This window comes from Metabacillus litoralis (assembly GCF_003667825.1).
Taxonomy (GTDB): Bacteria; Bacillota; Bacilli; order Bacillales; family Bacillaceae; genus Metabacillus; species Metabacillus litoralis_B.
Genome location: NZ_CP033043.1, coordinates 4,922,121 through 4,942,061, shown reverse-complemented (window position 1 = coordinate 4,942,061; position 19,941 = coordinate 4,922,121). Strand labels below are relative to the sequence as shown.

At 35.9% G+C, this 19,941-nt stretch carries 17 protein-coding genes; 5 read left to right on the top strand and 12 right to left on the bottom strand.

What is annotated here, in order from left to right; all coding sequences use genetic code 11:
- Positions 1-61 precede the first annotated feature (61 nt).
- The 6 genes from aceA to D9842_RS24180 all read right to left on the bottom strand — a co-directional run bounded on the left by aceA (position 62) and on the right by D9842_RS24180 (position 6,403).
- Positions 62-1,345, bottom strand: a complete 1,284-nt coding sequence (aceA, locus tag D9842_RS24205; protein WP_121664661.1) for an isocitrate lyase — start codon at positions 1,343-1,345, stop codon at positions 62-64.
- A gap of 64 nt (positions 1,346-1,409) precedes the next feature.
- Entirely contained in the window at positions 1,410-2,999 is a 1,590-nt protein-coding gene (gene aceB / locus D9842_RS24200; RefSeq protein ID WP_121664660.1) for a malate synthase A, read from the bottom strand.
- Positions 3,000-3,429: 430 nt separating this feature from the next.
- The gene (locus D9842_RS24195) at positions 3,430-4,689 is read right to left on the bottom strand and encodes a M48 family metallopeptidase (RefSeq protein ID WP_121664659.1); all 1,260 of its coding nucleotides are present in this window, start codon (positions 4,687-4,689) and stop codon (positions 3,430-3,432) included.
- A gap of 103 nt (positions 4,690-4,792) precedes the next feature.
- Positions 4,793-5,101, bottom strand: coding sequence for an AzlD domain-containing protein (locus tag D9842_RS24190; RefSeq protein WP_098794861.1), 309 nt, complete (start codon positions 5,099-5,101; stop codon positions 4,793-4,795).
- On the bottom strand, positions 5,094-5,819 hold the full coding sequence (locus tag D9842_RS24185) for an AzlC family ABC transporter permease (RefSeq protein ID WP_121664658.1): 726 nt from the start codon (positions 5,817-5,819) through the stop codon (positions 5,094-5,096). Before D9842_RS24185 ends, D9842_RS24190 begins: the two co-directional genes overlap by 8 nt.
- 32 nt (positions 5,820-5,851) lie before the next feature.
- Entirely contained in the window at positions 5,852-6,403 is a 552-nt protein-coding gene (locus tag D9842_RS24180; RefSeq protein WP_098794863.1) for a helix-turn-helix domain-containing protein, read from the bottom strand.
- Positions 6,404-6,556: 153 nt separating this feature from the next.
- Here D9842_RS24180 and D9842_RS24175 point away from each other — a divergent pair, with 153 nt between their 5' ends.
- Together D9842_RS24175 and D9842_RS24170 are read left to right on the top strand one after the other, a co-directional pair.
- Entirely contained in the window at positions 6,557-7,306 is a 750-nt protein-coding gene (locus D9842_RS24175; protein WP_121664657.1) for an SIS domain-containing protein, read from the top strand.
- A gap of 127 nt (positions 7,307-7,433) precedes the next feature.
- Positions 7,434-8,764 (top strand): IS3 family transposase gene (locus D9842_RS24170; protein ID WP_373995084.1). Its coding sequence is split into 2 segments (ribosomal slippage): positions 7,434-7,815 and positions 7,815-8,764, totalling 1,332 coding nucleotides; the frame shifts between segments, so codons are not numbered across the junction.
- Positions 8,765-8,821: 57 nt separating this feature from the next.
- Here D9842_RS24170 and D9842_RS24165 read toward each other — a convergent pair.
- Together D9842_RS24165 and nagE are read right to left on the bottom strand one after the other, a co-directional pair.
- Positions 8,822-9,547: a GntR family transcriptional regulator gene (locus D9842_RS24165; RefSeq protein WP_121664656.1), complete on the bottom strand. Its 726-nt coding sequence runs from the start codon at positions 9,545-9,547 to the stop codon at positions 8,822-8,824.
- A gap of 240 nt (positions 9,548-9,787) precedes the next feature.
- Positions 9,788-11,233: an N-acetylglucosamine-specific PTS transporter subunit IIBC gene (nagE, locus tag D9842_RS24160; RefSeq protein ID WP_121664655.1), complete on the bottom strand. Its 1,446-nt coding sequence runs from the start codon at positions 11,231-11,233 to the stop codon at positions 9,788-9,790.
- Between the two features lie 266 nt (positions 11,234-11,499).
- On the opposite strand from nagE, the gene nagA reads away from it, so the two are divergent.
- The 3 genes from nagA to D9842_RS24145 all read left to right on the top strand — a co-directional run bounded on the left by nagA (position 11,500) and on the right by D9842_RS24145 (position 14,990).
- Positions 11,500-12,714, top strand: a complete 1,215-nt coding sequence (nagA, locus tag D9842_RS24155; RefSeq protein ID WP_121664654.1) for an N-acetylglucosamine-6-phosphate deacetylase — start codon at positions 11,500-11,502, stop codon at positions 12,712-12,714.
- Between the two features lie 61 nt (positions 12,715-12,775).
- Positions 12,776-13,519 carry a glucosamine-6-phosphate deaminase gene (gene nagB / locus D9842_RS24150; protein ID WP_121664653.1) on the top strand — a complete coding sequence of 248 codons (744 nt, stop codon included), beginning with the start codon at positions 12,776-12,778 and terminating at the stop codon, positions 13,517-13,519.
- 140 nt (positions 13,520-13,659) lie between these two features.
- Positions 13,660-14,990, top strand: a protein-coding gene (locus D9842_RS24145) for an IS3 family transposase (protein WP_373995084.1) whose coding sequence is annotated in 2 segments (ribosomal slippage) — positions 13,660-14,041 and positions 14,041-14,990 — 1,332 coding nt in all. Because the reading frame shifts where the segments join, the coding sequence is not laid out codon by codon here.
- Between the two features lie 75 nt (positions 14,991-15,065).
- Here the strand turns inward: D9842_RS24145 and D9842_RS24140 are convergent.
- The 4 genes from D9842_RS24140 to D9842_RS24125 all read right to left on the bottom strand — a co-directional run bounded on the left by D9842_RS24140 (position 15,066) and on the right by D9842_RS24125 (position 19,644).
- On the bottom strand, positions 15,066-15,860 hold the full coding sequence (locus tag D9842_RS24140) for an ABC transporter ATP-binding protein (RefSeq protein WP_121664652.1): 795 nt from the start codon (positions 15,858-15,860) through the stop codon (positions 15,066-15,068).
- Entirely contained in the window at positions 15,835-16,830 is a 996-nt protein-coding gene (locus D9842_RS24135) for an ABC transporter permease (RefSeq protein WP_121664651.1), read from the bottom strand. Before D9842_RS24135 ends, D9842_RS24140 begins: the two co-directional genes overlap by 26 nt.
- Before the next feature lie 12 nt (positions 16,831-16,842).
- Positions 16,843-17,859: an ABC transporter substrate-binding protein gene (locus D9842_RS24130; RefSeq protein ID WP_121664650.1), complete on the bottom strand. Its 1,017-nt coding sequence runs from the start codon at positions 17,857-17,859 to the stop codon at positions 16,843-16,845.
- 228 nt (positions 17,860-18,087) lie between these two features.
- The gene (locus D9842_RS24125) at positions 18,088-19,644 is read right to left on the bottom strand and encodes a fatty acid--CoA ligase family protein (protein ID WP_121664649.1); all 1,557 of its coding nucleotides are present in this window, start codon (positions 19,642-19,644) and stop codon (positions 18,088-18,090) included.
- Positions 19,645-19,941 lie beyond the last annotated feature (297 nt).

The following is a 19,941-nucleotide window of genomic DNA, read 5'->3' as shown; positions in this document are numbered from 1 at the left end:
GATTATCCAATGTAATATAAAAGAACGGTCAAGGATGTAGTCCTTGGCCGTTCTCCTTTTATTATGCTTTTGTAAACTGCTCCGCTTCTGTTGATCCCTTCAACGCTGTTGTTGAAGACGTTCCACCAGAAATCGTTTGAGCTACTTCATCAAAATAACCTGTTCCAACCTCTCGCTGATGTCTAGTAGCTGTATATCCATGTACTTCACTAGAAAATTCATTTTGTTGAAGCTCAGAATAAGCAGCCATGCCACGATCACGATAGCCTCGTGCTAACTCAAACATGCTATGATTTAGAGCATGGAAACCAGCAAGTGTAACAAATTGGAATTTATAACCCATTTTAGCAATTTCTTTTTGGAAGTTTGCAATTGTCTCATCATCAAGCTTTTTCTTCCAGTTAAATGAAGGTGAACAGTTGTAAGCTAATAGTTTTCCAGGAAACTTCTCATGAATAGCATCAGCAAATTTTTGTGCCTGCTCTAAATTAGGCTCAGATGTTTCACACCAGATTAAATCTGCATATGGTGCATATGAAAGTCCTCGACTAATTGCCTGATCAATTCCGGAACGAGTACGGAAAAATCCTTCTACTGTGCGCTCACCTGTAATAAACTCATGATCAGCAGGATCAACATCACTTGTAATAAGATCTGCTGCGTCTGCATCTGTTCGAGCAATAATAATCGTTGGTGTTCCCATAACATCAGCTGCTAAGCGAGCTGAAATAAGATTTTTTACAGCAGTCTGAGTTGGTAATAATACCTTTCCACCTAAATGACCACACTTTTTCTCCGAAGATAATTGATCTTCAAAATGAACCCCTGCAGCACCTGATTCAATCATTGATTTCATTAATTCAAAAACATTTAATTGACCGCCAAAGCCAGCCTCAGCATCCGCAACGATCGGTGCAAACCAGTCAATATTCCCTTCTCCTTCAAGATGCTGTATTTGATCAGCACGTTGCAAGGCTTGATTGATACGCTTTACAACATGTGGAACACTGTTTGCAGGATATAAGCTTTGATCTGGATACATATTCCCTGAAAGATTCGCATCTGCTGCTACCTGCCAACCACTTAAGTAAATTGCTTTTAAGCCAGCTTTTACTTGCTGTACAGCTTGATTTCCTGTAAGTGCACCAAGTGCATGAATGTAGTCCTCATTGTGAAGGTAATTCCAAAGTTTTTCTGCCCCTCGTCTTGCCAGTGTATGCTCGATATCAATTGAACCCCTTAAACGAATAACCTCTTCCGCGCTGTAAGGACGTGTAATGCCTTCCCAACGTTTATCTAACTCCCAGCTTTCTTGTAATGCTTCTACTCTTGTTTGACCGTTCATTTTTATTCCCCCATTTATAAAAATTTTTTCTTACTTCCCCTTTGTTGTCCTTAATACATTCTGTTTAAAGCTTTTCATAGCTCGGTATCGTTAAGAAATCAATAAACTCATCGCGTTTTACCAGTTCATCGAAAACCAAAACACCTTCTTCAAAATGCCCTTTCTGAAAAGCTATTTCCCCCACTGATTCTCTTATCTTTTGAACCTCTTCATCTCTTAATAAATCATAAAGCTCGAATGTTAATTTACGACCATCTTCAAGAATTCCACGTGGATGGCGAATCCATTGCCATACTTGAGCTCTTGATATCTCTGCTGTTGCTGCATCTTCCATTAAATTATGAATTGGCGCAGCGCCCCTTCCGCTAAGCCATGAAGCGATATAACGGATCCCAACATCAATATTTGTTCTTACCCCTTCTTCTGTAATGATTCCATCCGGAACCTCTAACAAATCTTCTGCGGTTACGTTTACATCTTCTCGTTTACGGTGAATCTGATTAGGTGTTTTCATATGTTTATCAAAAACATCCTTCGCCACTTGAACAAGTGCAGGATGGGCAACCCATGTACCATCATGGCCGTATGTTGCTTCTCTTTCTTTATCTGCACGAACCTTCTCAAACGCTCGCTCATTGGCTACTGGATTGTTTTTCACTGGAATTTGTGCCGCCATTCCTCCCATTGCATGGGCATTGCGCTTATGACAAGTTTGGATAGCGAGCAAAGAGTATGATCTCATAAAGTGAACAGTCATTGTTACTTGCGCACGATCTGGTAGAATAACAGACCTACAATTTCTAAGCTTCTTAAGATAACTAAAAATATAATCCCATCTGCCACAATTTAATCCCGCTGAGTGCTCCTTCAGCTCATAAAGAATTTCATCCATTTCAAAGGCTGCCATGATTGTTTCGATTAATACAGTTGCTTTAATGGTTCCGCGTGAAATATTTAATTCATCTTGTGCAAAACAAAATACATCATTCCATAATCTTGCTTCAAGATGACTTTCCATTTTAGGTAAATAAAAATAAGGGCCACTTCCGCGTTCAATTAACTCCTTTGCATTATGAAAACAGAATAACCCAAAATCTACTAAGCTAGCAGACATTCTTTTACCATCAAGCTCTATATGTTTTTCCTCAAGATGCCATCCTCTTGGTCTTACTTTTAAAGTTGCTGTTTCCTCATTCAACTGATAGGTCTTACCGCCTTCATTTTCAAAGGAGATTGTTCGGCGGACAGCATCTTTGAGATTGATTTGGCCGTTCATCACATTTTCCCAGCTTGGTGATGTTGCATCCTCAAAATCGGCCATAAATACTTTTGCACCTGAATTCAAAGCGTTAATGACCATCTTTCGATCAACAGGTCCTGTTATTTCTACTCGTCGATCTTGAAGATCCTGTGGAATTGGAGCTACCGTCCAATCTCCGTTACGAATATGCTCTGTTTCCTCTAAGAAACCTGGCAGTTTACCATTATCAATTTCTCTTTGTCTATCCTCTCTTCGTTGTAACAGCTCTCGTCTTCGATCTCCAAAATTTCGTTCAAGCTTTTCAACAAACCTCAACGCCTCAGGTGTTAATACTTGCTGAAATTCTGGGCTCATGTTTCCAACAATTTTACAACCAGTCATTTGTGTTGCCATTTTTGAAAAAACACCCCTCATTAAATTGTTATAATACAGTTTTCTGTAACTAAAACTAATATATAACAGATTAATTAAAAATGGAACAATTTTCTTGAAAAAAATTCAAAAAAGTTTTTGACAAGTCTAGGAATCGTATTCACACTTGATATAACTACGAAAAAGGGATTTGATGTTTTCTACACCAAATCCCTTTTTAAATATGTTTTATTAAGAGTTATTACTCTCGAATTTTTATAACCATAGTGCAATGGAGCGGAAGACACTTGACTCCTGCGGGAGGAGTGGGACAGCTGAGACCCCGCAGGCTGCAAGCCGAGGAGGCTCAGCGTCCACCCCGCGGAAAGCAAGTGTCTGGAGCGCAATGGAACGAGCCCATTCTTGTGATTAAACTATATAAAAATAGTCTTGTTATAAAACAGATTCATCTTCATTCTGTTTTTTTATGTTCTTCTAAATATAGAATTCTTTCCAACATCGTAGGATGCGTATACCGGAAAATCTTAACCAATGTTGGAGGATTAACTTGACTTAGCCCTGCCCTAGATAACTCTTGGAAAGATTGTATAGCAGCCTCATGGTTACCTGTCATCTCAATCGCATACATATCTGCTGACTTTTCCTGATACCTTGCTACCGTATTTGAAAGTGGACTTGAAGCAAAGGTTAGCACGCCTAAAAGCAATAAAAATAACGGAAAGGAAGGTAACTCTTTCATTGACCTGATCTTTAAAAACTTACCGTTGCGCTTAATAAACAATCTCATTAACTTATCAATTAAAAATAAGCCAACTAAGCTTAATAATAAATAACCTGCAATACCTACATAAATATGATTCATCACGTAATGACCCATTTCATGAGCCATAATAAACAAGATTTCTTCTTCACTTAAACGAGTTAACGTAGTATCCCATAATACAATTCTGGAGTTAGACCCAATTCCTGTTACATACGCATTCAGTGCATTTGTTTTTTCTGACATATTTACTTCATATACATGCTCAGCAGGAATATTAGCTTGATCAGCCAACTCTAATATCTTTTCCTCTAGTTCTTTGTTTTGTAACGGATAGAAATCATTATAAAGTGGATCAATAACTACCGGTTGAAAAAACATAAGAAATAACGAGAAAGGAATCGATAAAAACCATGCGTAAAGCCACCATCTTTTTTCAAAACGTTTGATAAGCCAGTAAAGAACAATGATGATAACTGTCATCAGCAAGTAATTAACCCAAAAATCAATGAGCTGATCCTTCATCCAAGCTGAAAAGGATTGCGTTGTAATATGATACATTTTTGATAATTGATAACCAATCATGTCTACAGGAAAGGAAAGAATACTAATAAATAATGATAACCAAAAAAAGTATATAGCTGATTGAAAGCTGAAAATTTTCGAGGTCGCATTTGACCAGTCCTGCATTTTACGAGAAAAACCTGTTATCATGAACACAAATAATAAAAACCATTCAAACGGAATCGTTACAAAATACAAGAAGTTTCGAATGGTCGAATATTCCTGTGACAAGACCAATTCTCTCCCTGTCATAAAGGTTGCAGGATCAGCTGATGTTCCCTCATAAGGGGCCGGTACGCTTGATCCGGAAAAGATAAATAAATACCAGTACACTGCTAATCCATATACAAAATAAAGTAAAATTGATCGCGTTAACCATTTCCTCATCCGCACATTCCCCCTTGAACAAGCTCTTATTTCTAGTTTAGTGTTTAGCTCGTTTCATTAGAACTGAAAAGGGAAGGCTTTTAAGTCTTTGTTCCCTCTCAACCTACGAAAAAAACATGCTATATAAAACAAGGGTACCAATTGATCCCATAACAACAACAATTACATTTGCGCCAGTAAAAGCTATTAGAGTTGCTGCAGCCGCACCTACTAATCCGAAAACGATATCATCACTAATCAGAAAAATTCCTGGAACAATTAAAGCACCTAATGTTGCATATGGTACATTCTTTAATACATTTTGGACAAATACCGGCAATTTTAACTGACCTAATGCAACTAAAGGAATCATTCTTGGTAAATATGTAACTAATCCCATCCCAATAATCATCAATAAAATTGTTTTATCCACGTTGTTCCACCTCATTTGTTTGTTTAGAATAGAAAAATTCCACGATTATTGCTGAAAGCAAGGTTGATAAAACAATTGCCCAGCCTGTTGAAATCATTTGAGATGCATAACAAAGTGAATTCAAAATCGCAGCAACCACTGCCAAATACATCACTTTTCGATGCTTCTTAAGTGATGGGATTAATAACCCAATAAACATGGCATACAACGCAATACCCATGCTTTCTTGAACAGTTGTCGGCAAGCTTGCCCCAATAACATATCCTATTCCTGAGTTAATAACCCAACTTGCATAAGAAATAAGCATAAGTCCAAATAAATATCCTGCATTGACGTTACCATCCCTCGTTGATGCCACCGTAAACGTTTCATCCGTTAATCCAAAGGAATACAGAGCCTTTTTCCACAATGAGTCATTTTCAACCTTCTCACTTAGTGAAGCAGACATTAAAAAATGGCGAATATTAACGATGAATGTTGTGAAAATAATTTCGATAATTCCCGTACCAACAGCTAGTAAACTTAAACATATATATTGTGAAGCACCGGCAAACACAATTAAACTCATTAACACTGTCTCAGAAAGTGAGAGTCCAGTAGATTTTGATAGTAAGCCAAATGTTAAAGCAACAGGTAAATACCCAATCGCAATGCTAATCCCACCTTGTGTTCCTTGAAGAAAATCAGATTGCTTTTTCGCTAAAGTGGTTGTAGACATAATAATACCTCCTTTTTATTGCTCATCATGATTTATGAATAATACATTAGTAGATAAAAACTCGTTTTTTGATCCGTAAGATTTGCATACGTATGGGACTGACTTGCCTGAAAACGCATAGAATCCCCTTTTTTCAGAACATATTTAACATCTTGAATGGAGATTGTTGCTTCTCCATCACAAACTAAAATATATTCCTCAACACTTCCATGATGTCTTTCTGATTCATGAACACAACCTGGCATTAATTCAAGAAAATACACCTCAAACTTTTTAGATGAATCAAATGGAAAATAAGGATATACTTGTAATTGTTCGTCATTTTCTGTTACTGCTGTTTTTTCGTGTAGTCTCACAACTGTAACAGTAGGTTCTTTCTCCTCCACTAATGAAGAAAATGACACTTGAAGACCGTTTGCAATCTTCCAAAGAGTGTTTACCGTTGGACTTGATTCTCCTTTTTCGATTTGTGAAAGCATCCCCTTGCTTACACCAGTTAATTGAGCAAGCTGATCATAACTATACCCTCTAAGCTTACGTATATTTTTTAGATTCTCCGCAATTTGAGTTTGAATTGAATTCATATATTTCTCCCATTTTTTGTTATTGTATAATATATTATACAATCGTACTTTTTAACATACAATACTTTTATCTTTTCTCACGTTATCTCCTTCCATTTCTTCACACCATAAGGTACATTAAAAGTAACTTTTATTTCTTAAAGGTGGGATAACTTGCTTGATGCCTATTTTGAAAAAATACAAGAAAAATTGAGTTTAGTCATGGAAAGCGAACAAGAAGGAATGGAGAAGGTTGCAGCAAAAGTGGCTGAAACAATAATGAGTAATGGTATTATCCAATTATTTGGATGTGGACACTCTCATATCCTAACAGAGGAAGTGTTTTATCGAGCAGGTGGACTAGCACCTATAAAACCCATATTCATCGAATCTTTAATGCTTCACGAAGATGCTGTAAGATCTTCTCAACTTGAAAGACAAAACCACTATGCAGAAGAGTTTTTAAAGCATCAGGATATACAACCTCATGACCTTGTAATAGTAATTTCAACTTCAGGACTTAATCCAGTACCTATTGACGTTGCCCTTCATGCTAAAGATAAAGGTGCAGATGTTGTTGGAATTAGTTCATTTCAATATATTCATTCTCAACCTTCTAGACATAGAACTGGAAAGTATCTATCACAAGTTGTTGATTTTGCTTTAAATAATCATGCGAATACAGGTGATGCAACCATTACATATGGAAATTTCGGTGTTCCATTCGGACCTACCTCTACTGTTGTTGGAGCATCTATGCTAAATGGGATTTTTGCTGAGGCCATAAAGATTATGATAAATAATGATTTTGAACCTCCAATTTTTCGGAGCGGAAATATTGAAGGAGCAGATTTTCATAATCAACAGCTAATTCATAAATACCGTGGAAGAATCCCATTATTAACCCAAATTGAAAATAAATAAGCTTTACCTACATTTAAAATGTACCCTATAGAGTAGACACATAAAAAAAGTCTACCTATAGGGTACTTTTTTGTATAATAAAAAAACATCTAGAGAAAATTACAACAGGGACTGGAGAAATATTTTTATGAGTAAAAAGACTTTTACAGAAAAAGAGATTATGCAGTTATCTACTAATAAATATGTTAAATCTGTTAGCTCTAAAGGAATCACTTATACTGATGAATTTAAACATATCTTCATTTCGGAGAAAGAAAAAGGAAAGTTTGCTAGAGAGATATTTGAAGAATATGGTTTTGATATAAATGTGTTAGGAAAACAACGGATCAGGTCAGCGAGAAGAAGATGGAAAGATGCTTTTGATGAGAGTGGGATAGACGGTTTACGTGATACCAGAGCTGATAACTCCGGGCGTCCTAGAGAAAAAGAACTTTCTTTAGAGGAGAAAAATGCTCGCTTAGAAGCACAAATCAACTTGCTAAAGGCTGAAAACGAACTTTTAAAAAAGATACGATTCGCGGAAAGGGGGATGAAGAAATAATCCTTCCTCCCTTTCAAAAGTATCTTTTAATTCGTTCAGTAATTGAAAAATATCAATTGAAAAATATGGTGAGCTATCTTTGTGAGCTAGCTGGCGTCTCAAGAAGTGGTTATTATAATTATTTCACTGAGAAATCACAGGAACGAAGAATACAAAATGATAAAAAAGATGAAGTAGTAAAGGAAATTATCTTAAAAGCTTTCAATTTTAAAAATCGCAAGAAAGGGGCACGTCAAATCAAAATGACATTGGCGGGTCAATTTAATGTTGTCTACAATTTGAAACGTATCCGACGAATCATGAAAAAATACAGTATAATTTGCCCCATTCGAAAAGCAAATCCTTATAGAAGAATGATGAAAGCCACACAGGAGCATCGGGTTGTACCAAACCTTTTAAATAGACATTTTAAACAAGGAATACCTTGGAAAGTACTCTTAACTGATATCACTTATCTTCATTTTGGAAAAGGAATGAGGGCTTATTTATCAGCAATTAAGGATGGTTCAACTGGTGAAATCCTAGCCTACCATGTATCAGATCGAATGACCTTAAATTTAGCTACAGATACTCTCAAAAAGTTAAAGACAAATAGAAATTTCAAGAAAGCAAAAGATGCACTAATCCATTCAGATCAAGGAGTCCATTATACACATCCTGACTTTCAGAAGGCAGTAAAGAAATTAGGATTACACCAATCTATGTCAAGACGAGGAAATTGTTGGGATAACGCCCCTCAAGAATCTTTCTTTGGTCATCTTAAAGATGAAGCATCAATTAAAGAGTGTACAACTCTAGATGAATTAAGAAGAGAAATTAAGCAATATATGAATTACTACAATTACTATAGATATCAATGGAATTTAAAAAAGATGACCCCTGTTCAATACAGAGATCATCTTCTTAACGCAGCCTAGGCTTTTTTTAAACTGTCCTTTACAAAGGGTACATTTTAATTTGCAGGTAAAGCTTATTTATTTTCGTTCTATATTAATCTTAAATTTATATCGGTCCGCACGATAGGAAGACTTAACAATCTCAAGTGGTGTACCATCTTCTAAATAAGTTTCTCGTTGGATGAGCAACACAGGAACATTTTTGTTAACATTCAAATGTTTTATATCTTCATCTCTAACAATAGCGGCTTCAACCGTTTGAGCTGCATGACCAATACTCAGCTGTAGATCATCCTCAATATACTTGTATAAGGAATTTCCCAAAATATCTGGTGTTAGCCCCGGAATTAACTTTACTGGAAGATAACTAGTTTCAACTGCAATCGGTTCATCATTTGCTAAACGTAATCTTTTTATTTTATAAATAAGTTCTTCTTCTTCAAGGGAAAGCCACTCTTTTATTTCTTCTATAGCAGGGGAGATCTCGAAGTGTAACAGCTTACTCCCTGGAACTAGGTTTCGAGCCTTCATATCTTCTGTAAAACTTGTGAGTCCTTGTAAATTTTGTTCAAACTTTTGACTCGATACAAAAGTTCCCTTCCCTTTTTCTCTATAAAGATATCCCTTATTAACTAAATTCGTTATGGCTTGTCGAACCGTCATTCGACTTATTTGATAGTTTTCTGAGAGTTCTCTCTCTGACGGCAATACATCACCAGGCTGTAGCTCTTCAGAAATTATTGATTTTTTAATTTGCTCTTCTAACTGATAATACAAAGGAAGAGGAGAATGTTTGTCAATCACATAAAGATCTCCTTTCGATATCACTACTTATTCATTATATTAAATAATGCTAGGTTTTTACAATTATTTAAAGAAATTCATCGTATGACCGACATACGTTTGGAAAGGCATGGCTTGTCGCCAAGCCCTAATGGTGAAAGCCTTAGCTTTCCCTATATATACCATCCATAAAATTTTATGCTTTCTGATCGTACAAAATAGAAAACTACCTGTTTCAGCGATCAGGTAGTCTTCTTCTTTTTATTTTCTAATTTTTTCAATTTCATCAGCCACAAATTGAACTTGTGTCCCTATGATGACTTGTATGCTTTGTGGACCAACAATATTTATCCCTGGAATGTTTGTTGATTTAATTTTTTCTTGATCAACGGCATTCATATCTTTTACTTCAACCCTCAATCTAGTCACACAGTTATCTACAGATGTAACATTTTCATCTCCACCTAAACCTTCATATATCTTCTTCGCCATAATAGCGAACTTATTATCAGCTGAGTCCGTGCCCTCTTCTTGTACATTTGCATCTGTATCAGCTTCTCTACCTGGAGTAGCTAGGTTGAATTTAGTTATTAAGAAACGGAACAATACATAATAGATCATCGCAAAAACTAACCCTTGAATTAACAACATATACGGCTGATTAGCTAACGGTAATCTTGAACTTAAGATGAAGTCGACTAATCCTGCACTAAACCCAAAGCCTGCTGTCCAGTGAAATAATGAAGCAATGGCTAAAGATATACCTGTTAATGCTGCATGAACAACATATAGTGCAGGTGCTAAAAACATGAATGAAAATTCAAGTGGTTCTGTTACACCAGTAAAGAATGACGCAAAGCCTGCTGCTAACATTAAAGATGCTGCTTGTTTCTTTCTTTTTGTCTTAGCTGTATGATACATCGCTAAAGCTGCTGCTGGTAAACCGAACATCATAATCGGGAAGAAACCAGCTTGGTACATTCCAGTAATACCCTTCGTACCAGTACCTGCCCAGAAATTACCGATATCATTAATTCCTGCAACGTCAAACCAAAATACTGAGTTTAATGCATGATGTAAACCAGTTGGAATGAGTAATCGGTTAAAAAATCCATATAAACCAGCGCCTATAAACTCTAATTTACTAATAGCAGTTCCGAATGAAACTAATCCTGTAAAAATAACTGGCCATGCAAAGAATAAAACAACTGAGACAACTAGCATAGAAACAGCTGTCATAATTGGTACTAGACGCTTACCACTAAAGAAGGCTAAAGCTGCAGGTAATTGCACCTCACTAAAGCGGTTGTACATCATAGAAGCAACAATACCTGAAAGGATTCCGACAAACTGGTTTTCAATCTTAGCAAATGCCGGGTTAACTCCTTCTGGATCTACACCTTGCAGCAAAGCAACGGAGTTAGTTGATAATAGGGTTGTTACAACAAGAAATGCAACTAAGCCACTAAGTGCTGCGGAACCATCTTTGGTTTTAGACATTCCTAAAGCCACACCAACTGCAAAAAGAATGGACATGTTGTCGATAATAGAAGATCCAGCTTTAATTAAGAATGCCGCAATTGGATTACCTGCTCCCCAGCCAGATGGATCAATCCAATATCCTATGCCCATTAAAATTGCAGCGGCTGGTAATACTGCTACTGGAAGCATTAAAGAGCGGCCAATATTTTGTAAGTATTTCATCATATGACTTCCCCCTTATCCAAAGTTGAATAACAATAAATATAAAATGGCATTACAATATGTTGTTTCTTGTTACTTGGAAGCGTTTTTACACAAATATCTTATCACCATTAGATATAGATGTCTATACCAATTTTATAAATCAAAATCGACAGTTTGTCATAATTCCTGTTATATTTTCATACATGGTTTTTTCAACCGGTATAGACAACTATATATTGAGATGCTATGCTTTAAATATGAATTCTTATAAAAGGAGTACATTTAAAATGAGCTCATTTTCAAATAAGCTGATCATTCAGAATGGAACGATTTACTCTGAAAACCAAGTCATTAAGAGTGGCTTTCTAAAGATAGATGAGGGAAAAGTTAGTGATATTAGTTTGTCTCATTTCACAACAAATCACTCTGATTACAAAATCATCAAGATACCAGATACTTTTACTGTTATACCTGGCATGATCGACCTTCATATCCATGGTGCAAATGGGGCAGATACTATGGATGCAACAAAAGAGGCATTGGATGTGATGGCTTCTACTCTTCCAATGGAAGGGACAACAAGTTTCTTAGCAACCACAATAACAGAAGATATAAAAGTGATAGAAAAATGTCTAGTAAATGGAAGTGAGTATATTCACTCCTTACAATCAGAAGGTAATTCAGAGGTATTAGGGATTCATTTAGAAGGTCCCTTTATTCATAAAGATAAAGCTGGCGCACAACCAATTCAACACATTTTAACCCCTGACTTGGAACTCTTTAAAACATGGCAATCAATAGCTAATAACAATATTAAGCTAGTTACCCTTGCCCCAGAGCTTCCAGGGGGGACCGAATTTCTACAATATTTAAAAGATCAAGGAATTATTTCTTCCATTGCTCATTCTCAAGCAACATATAAGCAGGTATTGGTTGCAATTGAAAATGGTCTTTCACATGTTACACACTTATTCAACCAAATGACAGGCTTGCACCATCGTGACCCTGGAATTGTTGGAGCAGCATTTCTAAAAAATGAACTAAAGGTAGAGCTGATTGCCGACGGTATTCATGTTTGTCCTGAAGTTGTGAAACTAGCCTATGATCAAATAACAGATGAGAGATTAATCTTAATCTCTGACGCTATGAGAGCAAAATGGCTTGTTGACGGAAAATATGATTTAGGTGGACAAATGGTTACTGTGAAGGAAGGGAAAGCCCTACTAGAAAAAAACACTTTGGCTGGTAGTGTCCTTAAAATGATTGATGCATTTAAAAACATCCAGCGCTTTACTGGTTGTTCCATTAAAAGTGCTATTAAGATGGCTTCGGAAAATCCAGCAAAACAATTAAATGTGTTTGATCGTAAGGGTAGCATATCAATCGGAAAAGATGCAGATCTTGTCATACTTGATGAAGAGATGAACATTTTTATGACTATTTGTAATGGGAAAATCGCTTATACAAATCAAGAACATGGTCATAAAATAGTAGAGGAGTAGTTTTGAAAGCAGCTATTGCAAGATCTATTTTATGCTTGTTCTGTTAAGGAGATGACATCACTTGAAAATCATTGAAGTAAAAAATTATGATGAAATGAGTTTAAAAGCTGCTGAATATATTATTAATAGGGTTAAAAATAATCTAAACTTGAATCTAGGTTTAGCAACAGGCGGAACTCCTAAAGGTGTCTATAACAAACTAATTGAAGATCATCAACAAAATCACACATCATATAAGCAAGTAAAAACATTTAATTTAGATGAGTATATTGGACTTTCAAAAGAAGATTCTAACAGTTATCATCACTATATGAATGAAAACTTATTTCAACATTTAAATATTCTAAACGAAAATACTCATATTCCTTCAGGTTTGAATGATGACAATGAAGCTGAATGTAGAAAGTATGAAAGCTTGATTATCGAAGCTGGAGGAATTGATCTACAGATTCTGGGTATAGGAGCAAATGGGCACATCGGCTTCAATGAGCCTGGCACCTCCTTTCATTCAAAAACACATGTTGTTGATCTTGCCCAGTCCACAAGAAAAGCGAATGCCCGCTTCTTTCATAGTCTAGATGAAGTCCCAACCCAAGCCATTACAATGGGTATTCAGACAATTTATCAAAGTAAGGAAATTTTATTATTAGCTTCTGGAAAATCAAAACAAGATGCGATGGTGAAACTACTAAGTGGTGAAATTACAGAAGAGTTTCCTGCTTCCATTTTAAACAATCATCCTAAAGCACTAATAATTGCAGATGAAGAAGCCTTGTTTCGTGTTAAAGAAATAAGTATATTCTAGTAATAGAAAAAGGTACATGCTCCGCACTAAAATGTACCCTATAGAGTAGACACATAAAAAAAGTCTACCTATAGGGTACTTTTTTGTATAATAAAAAAACATCTAGAGAAAATTACAACAGGGACTGGAGAAATATTTTTATGAGTAAAAAGACTTTTACAGAAAAAGAGATTATGCAGTTATCTACTAATAAATATGTTAAATCTGTTAGCTCTAAAGGAATCACTTATACTGATGAATTTAAACATATCTTCATTTCGGAGAAAGAAAAAGGAAAGTTTGCTAGAGAGATATTTGAAGAATATGGTTTTGATATAAATGTGTTAGGAAAACAACGGATCAGGTCAGCGAGAAGAAGATGGAAAGATGCTTTTGATGAGAGTGGGATAGACGGTTTACGTGATACCAGAGCTGATAACTCCGGGCGTCCTAGAGAAAAAGAACTTTCTTTAGAGGAGAAAAATGCTCGCTTAGAAGCACAAATCAACTTGCTAAAGGCTGAAAACGAACTTTTAAAAAAGATACGATTCGCGGAAAGGGGGATGAAGAAATAATCCTTCCTCCCTTTCAAAAGTATCTTTTAATTCGTTCAGTAATTGAAAAATATCAATTGAAAAATATGGTGAGCTATCTTTGTGAGCTAGCTGGCGTCTCAAGAAGTGGTTATTATAATTATTTCACTGAGAAATCACAGGAACGAAGAATACAAAATGATAAAAAAGATGAAGTAGTAAAGGAAATTATCTTAAAAGCTTTCAATTTTAAAAATCGCAAGAAAGGGGCACGTCAAATCAAAATGACATTGGCGGGTCAATTTAATGTTGTCTACAATTTGAAACGTATCCGACGAATCATGAAAAAATACAGTATAATTTGCCCCATTCGAAAAGCAAATCCTTATAGAAGAATGATGAAAGCCACACAGGAGCATCGGGTTGTACCAAACCTTTTAAATAGACATTTTAAACAAGGAATACCTTGGAAAGTACTCTTAACTGATATCACTTATCTTCATTTTGGAAAAGGAATGAGGGCTTATTTATCAGCAATTAAGGATGGTTCAACTGGTGAAATCCTAGCCTACCATGTATCAGATCGAATGACCTTAAATTTAGCTACAGATACTCTCAAAAAGTTAAAGACAAATAGAAATTTCAAGAAAGCAAAAGATGCACTAATCCATTCAGATCAAGGAGTCCATTATACACATCCTGACTTTCAGAAGGCAGTAAAGAAATTAGGATTACACCAATCTATGTCAAGACGAGGAAATTGTTGGGATAACGCCCCTCAAGAATCTTTCTTTGGTCATCTTAAAGATGAAGCATCAATTAAAGAGTGTACAACTCTAGATGAATTAAGAAGAGAAATTAAGCAATATATGAATTACTACAATTACTATAGATATCAATGGAATTTAAAAAAGATGACCCCTGTTCAATACAGAGATCATCTTCTTAACGCAGCCTAGGCTTTTTTTAAACTGTCCTTTACAAAGGGTACATTTTACACTGGAACATGTACCTTTTCTATTACTAGCTCATCCTTAAATAAGTAGTGCTTTATCAGATAATGAGCTATCTGACTTAATTTTTGAGAACTCTTCTAATAATGAATTTACCGTTAATCCCTGTTTTTGGTCTCCCTCAGCCTGAAAAACAATTTGCCCCTTATCCATCATGATCAGTCGATTTCCGAGATCTACCGCCTGCTGCATATTATGGGTAATCATTAACGTCGTTAAATTCCCCTTTTCAACAAGCTTCTTCGTTAAGTTCGTAATCAACTCTGCTCTTGAAGGGTCAAGTGCAGCCGTATGCTCATCAAGCAACAGAATATCAGGCTTTGTAAATGTGGCCATTAATAGAGATAAAGCCTGTCGTTCTCCACCAGAAAGTAATCCAACTTTAGCAGACAAACGATTTTCAAGACCAAGACCTAACATTTCAAGCTGCTCTTTGAAAAACACACGTCGTTTCGCTGTTACACCAGGCTTCAGGCTTCGTTTATGAACTCTGGAATAAGCAATTGCTAGGTTTTCTTCAATCGTTAAAGTTGGCGCCGTTCCTGCCATCGGATCTTGGAAAACCCGCCCAATGTATCGTGAGCGTTTGTACTCTCTTACATCAAGCATGGATTGGTCCTTAATTTGAACATCACCATCATCTGGAGTGATTCTTCCAGCAATAACATTTAACAGCGTAGACTTTCCTGCACCATTACTTCCAATAACGGTAACAAAGTCTCCTTCTTCTAAAGACAATGATAAGTGGTTTAAGGCGATTTTCTCATCAAGGGATCCTTCATTGAAAACTTTATATATTTGCTTTAGTTGTAGCAATGTTCGCACCCCGCTTTCTTCGTAAGCTTTTCTTCCGTTTATCTTTTTGCTTATCAATGATTTGCGGAATAACAAGTGCTCCTATAACAATACATGCTGTAATCAGCTTCATATCTCCTGTTTCGAAAAAGTTTACTCGAAGTGCCATCGCAACAATAATTCGATATACAATTGCCCCGATAATAACAGCTATCGTTGCGCGCACAATTGTTTTTGTACCGACTAATGCCTCACCAATAATAACAGATGCTAAACCAATGATAATCATCCCGATACCCATTCCAACATCACTAAAGCCGTTGTATTGAGCTATAAATGCACCAGAAAATGCAACAAGTGCATTTGATAAACCAAGTCCTACAATTTTTAACATATCTGTATTTGCAGAAAAACTTGTTATCATATTTTGATTATCACCAACAGCTCTAATCGCTAGACCAAGCTCTGTTTTCAAGAAATAGTCTAAAAGATATTTAATTACTAAAATCATGATTAACATCGTAATAACGACTGACCATGTTTTCGGGACAAACCCTTCCAGGCCAAGTGAAATAAAGAGACTCTGAAGGCCAGCATCAATCCCAAGCTTGTTCCAGCCTTCTAATAATTGTGTGAAAACTGTTTCTTCCTGTAATAACGGAACATTTGATTTCCCCATAATTCTAAGATTAATAGAATACAGGGCGATCATCATTAATATCCCCGAAAGCAGAGGGTTAATATTCCCTTTAGTATGCAGCACCCCTGTGATACAGCCAGCCAGAAAGCCTACAATCAATGCGACTAATGTGGCCATGAAAGGATTCACACCGTTAACAATTAATACGGCACTCACTGCTGCGCCAGTTACAAAGCTGCCGTCTACTGTTAAATCAGGGAAGTCTAATATTCTAAATGATAGGTATACTCCTAGAGCCATAATCGCATAAATTAAGCCTGACTCTACTGATCCAAATAGGGCTGTAAACATAATTTCTCACCTTTATTCAAGAATTTCTGCTTCTTCTTTCCATTCTTCTTTTATTTCAATTCCCATATCCTCAGCTGATTTTGCGTTGATTTGTAGTTTAAGTTTTTGTGGATATTGTACTGGAATTTCACTTGCTTTTTTCTCACCATTTAATATGCTAACTGCCATTTCTCCAGCTTCAAAGCCAATATCATAGTAATCAAAACCATAAGCTGCGAAGCCACCACGTTCTACAGAATCTAATTCACCAACAAATAATGGTAGGTCATTATCACTAGCAACACCAATTACACTTTCTAATGCAGAAACTACTGTGTTATCTGTGATAACGTATAAGGAATCAACTTTACCAACTAAAGATTCTGCTGCTTGTTTTACTTCTGCTGATGTTGACACAGATGCTTCAACAACCTCTAAATCTGTTCCTTCCATTGCTTTCTTAACAAGATCAATTTGAGCAACAGAGTTCTGTTCTCCAGAGTTATAGATCATCCCAACTTTAGTTCCATCGATGTTTTCATCAATAAACTTCACTGTATTAGGAATTGCATCCGGATGAGTATCGGTTGTTCCTGTTATGTTTGCACCAGGTTCTTCAAAGCTTTTTACTAAGCCGCCTCCAACTGGATCTGTTACAGAAGTAAAGATAATTGGAATATCTGTTGTTGCATTTAAAGCACTCTGAGCGCTTGGTGTTGAGTTAGCGAAAATTAAGTCAACTCCATCACCAACAAAGTTATTAGCAATCGTTTGGCTATTATTTTGATCTCCTTGTGCAATTTGAACATCATATTCAACTTCCAAGCCTTTTTCTTTTAATGCTGCTTTAAATCCTTCTAATGCTGCATCAAGTGATGGATGCTCAACGATTTGGTTTACACCAATTGTATAGGTCTTTTCTCCGCTACCAGCATCTGAACCAGAGTCTCCGCTGCTACTTTCAGACGTTCCTTCACTGCCTCCACAACCCGATAATGCTAGAAAGCTAGCAAGCATTAAACCTGTACCAATTTTCCAACCTTTTTTCATACAAAAGTCCCCCTTTAATGATTGTTCCCTTTTATGCTTTTATGCTTTTATTGATTAAATTATACAGGAGAAATCAAATAGTTCAATATTTTTCGAAAATTTAATAATGTTTTTTTCTATATTTCAGCCTATACTTCCTTACTTTAAAGCGAAAAAACACAGATATCATAAGGATATCTGTGTTTTTGTTCATGAAAAAAATACCATTCATTTCATTCTAGCAAAATACTATTTTTGTAAAACTTGATCTTTAAGAGCTCTCCTTAATATTTTTCCAGTAGTATTCTTTGGTAGCTCTTCTAAGAATTCAATTGAACTAGGTACTTTGTACTTAGCAAGGTGCTGTTTACAGTACTCCAAAAGGTCATCCTCTGTCATTTTGTCATCCTTGACGACGACAAAGCATTTGACTGCTTCGCCAAAATTTGGGTCAGGAACGCCTAAAACAGCAACCTCTACAACTTCTTCATGATTATAAAGTACCTCCTCCACTTCACGTGGATATACATTATAACCACCTACAATAATCATATCTTTCTTTCGATCAACAATATAGAAATACCCTTCTTCATCCTGTCTTGCCAAATCACCTGTATAAAGCCAGCCGTCTCGTAATGTATGTGCCGTTTCTTCTGGCATTTTATAATAGCCCTTCATAACATTAGGACCTCTTACGATAAGCTCTCCTACATGATTTGGTGGTAATTCCTCTCCAAGCTCATTTACAACCTTATTTTCAACGTTCACAATATTTGTCCCAATTGAACCAGCCTTTCTTGGGCGGTCAAGTGGATTAAAACAAGTAACCGGAGATGCTTCGGATAAACCATAGCCCTCTGAAACAATAACCTTGAATTTTTGTTCAAATCCTTTTAATAATGCTACAGGCATCGATGCCCCACCTGAAATACAAATGCGCAATGACTTTAAATCATCAGGCAGTGCTTTGTCATACTGAAGTAAGAAGTTATACATAGTTGGAACTCCAGCAAAAACTGTTGCCTGATAGCTCTTAACCAATTGAAAAATAACTTCAGGACTGAATCTCGGAACAATAAGTAATGTGGCTCCATTCATTAAAGGTGCATTTAAAGAAACTGTTAAGCAAAATACATGAAACATCGGCAATGTTGTCACAACAATATCATCACTTGTCATCTTTAAATAGTTTGCCGTATCAATTGCATTGCTATATAAGTTTTTATGCGTCAACATCGCACCCTTTGGTTTACCAGTTGTACCAGACGTATAGAGAATAACAGCAACATCATCATCTGATAACTCCGGACCAACAAACCTCGGGCTACCTGTTGAAAGCATCTTTGTAAACCCTTTCATTTTTGTGTAAATAGATAGCTTCGTTACATCTACATCTGTTTTGCTATCAGTAGGTGGTGTTTCACACGTAATAATGTGTTCAAGCTTAGGCAGCTTTTCATTCATTTTTTCAAATAACGGTATTAACAAATCTAACGTAATGACCGACTTAACATCTCCGTTATTAATAATATAAGCAATTTCATCAGGTGTGTAGATAGGATTGATCGGAATAACGGTTGCTCCAGCTCTTAAAGCTCCGTATAAAGAGATAACAAAATAAGGTGAATTTCCTAAAACAACTGCGACATGATCCCCTTTGTTTATTCCCATGTCTGTTAAGCTGCTTGCAAATTGATTAATTGCTCCCTCTAACTGCAAATAAGAAGTTTCATTACCTTCAAAAATAAATGCCGGCTTTGTTCCATGTTCTTTTACAGTTTCTGAAAACCGTAAAGATAAATTCATTCTCCCACCCCTTTAAAAATGAATGAATAACCATTCATTTTATGTTTTTGAAAATACTCCCTTGCTTTCCATGAGACAACGGCTACAATAGAATATTCGATTTTTCATATAGGCTGTATAAATTACTTATATCGCCAACTTTTAAAATATTCTATCTTTATTATATTGAAAGTAGAAAAATTATACAATCACATGGAATGGATTTCATCTTATATTTTATAGTTTTATAGGAACTTCTCTGAAGTTATTACAGGATTTAAATGAACTTAAGCCTAATTTTATTACTGTATTAATTTT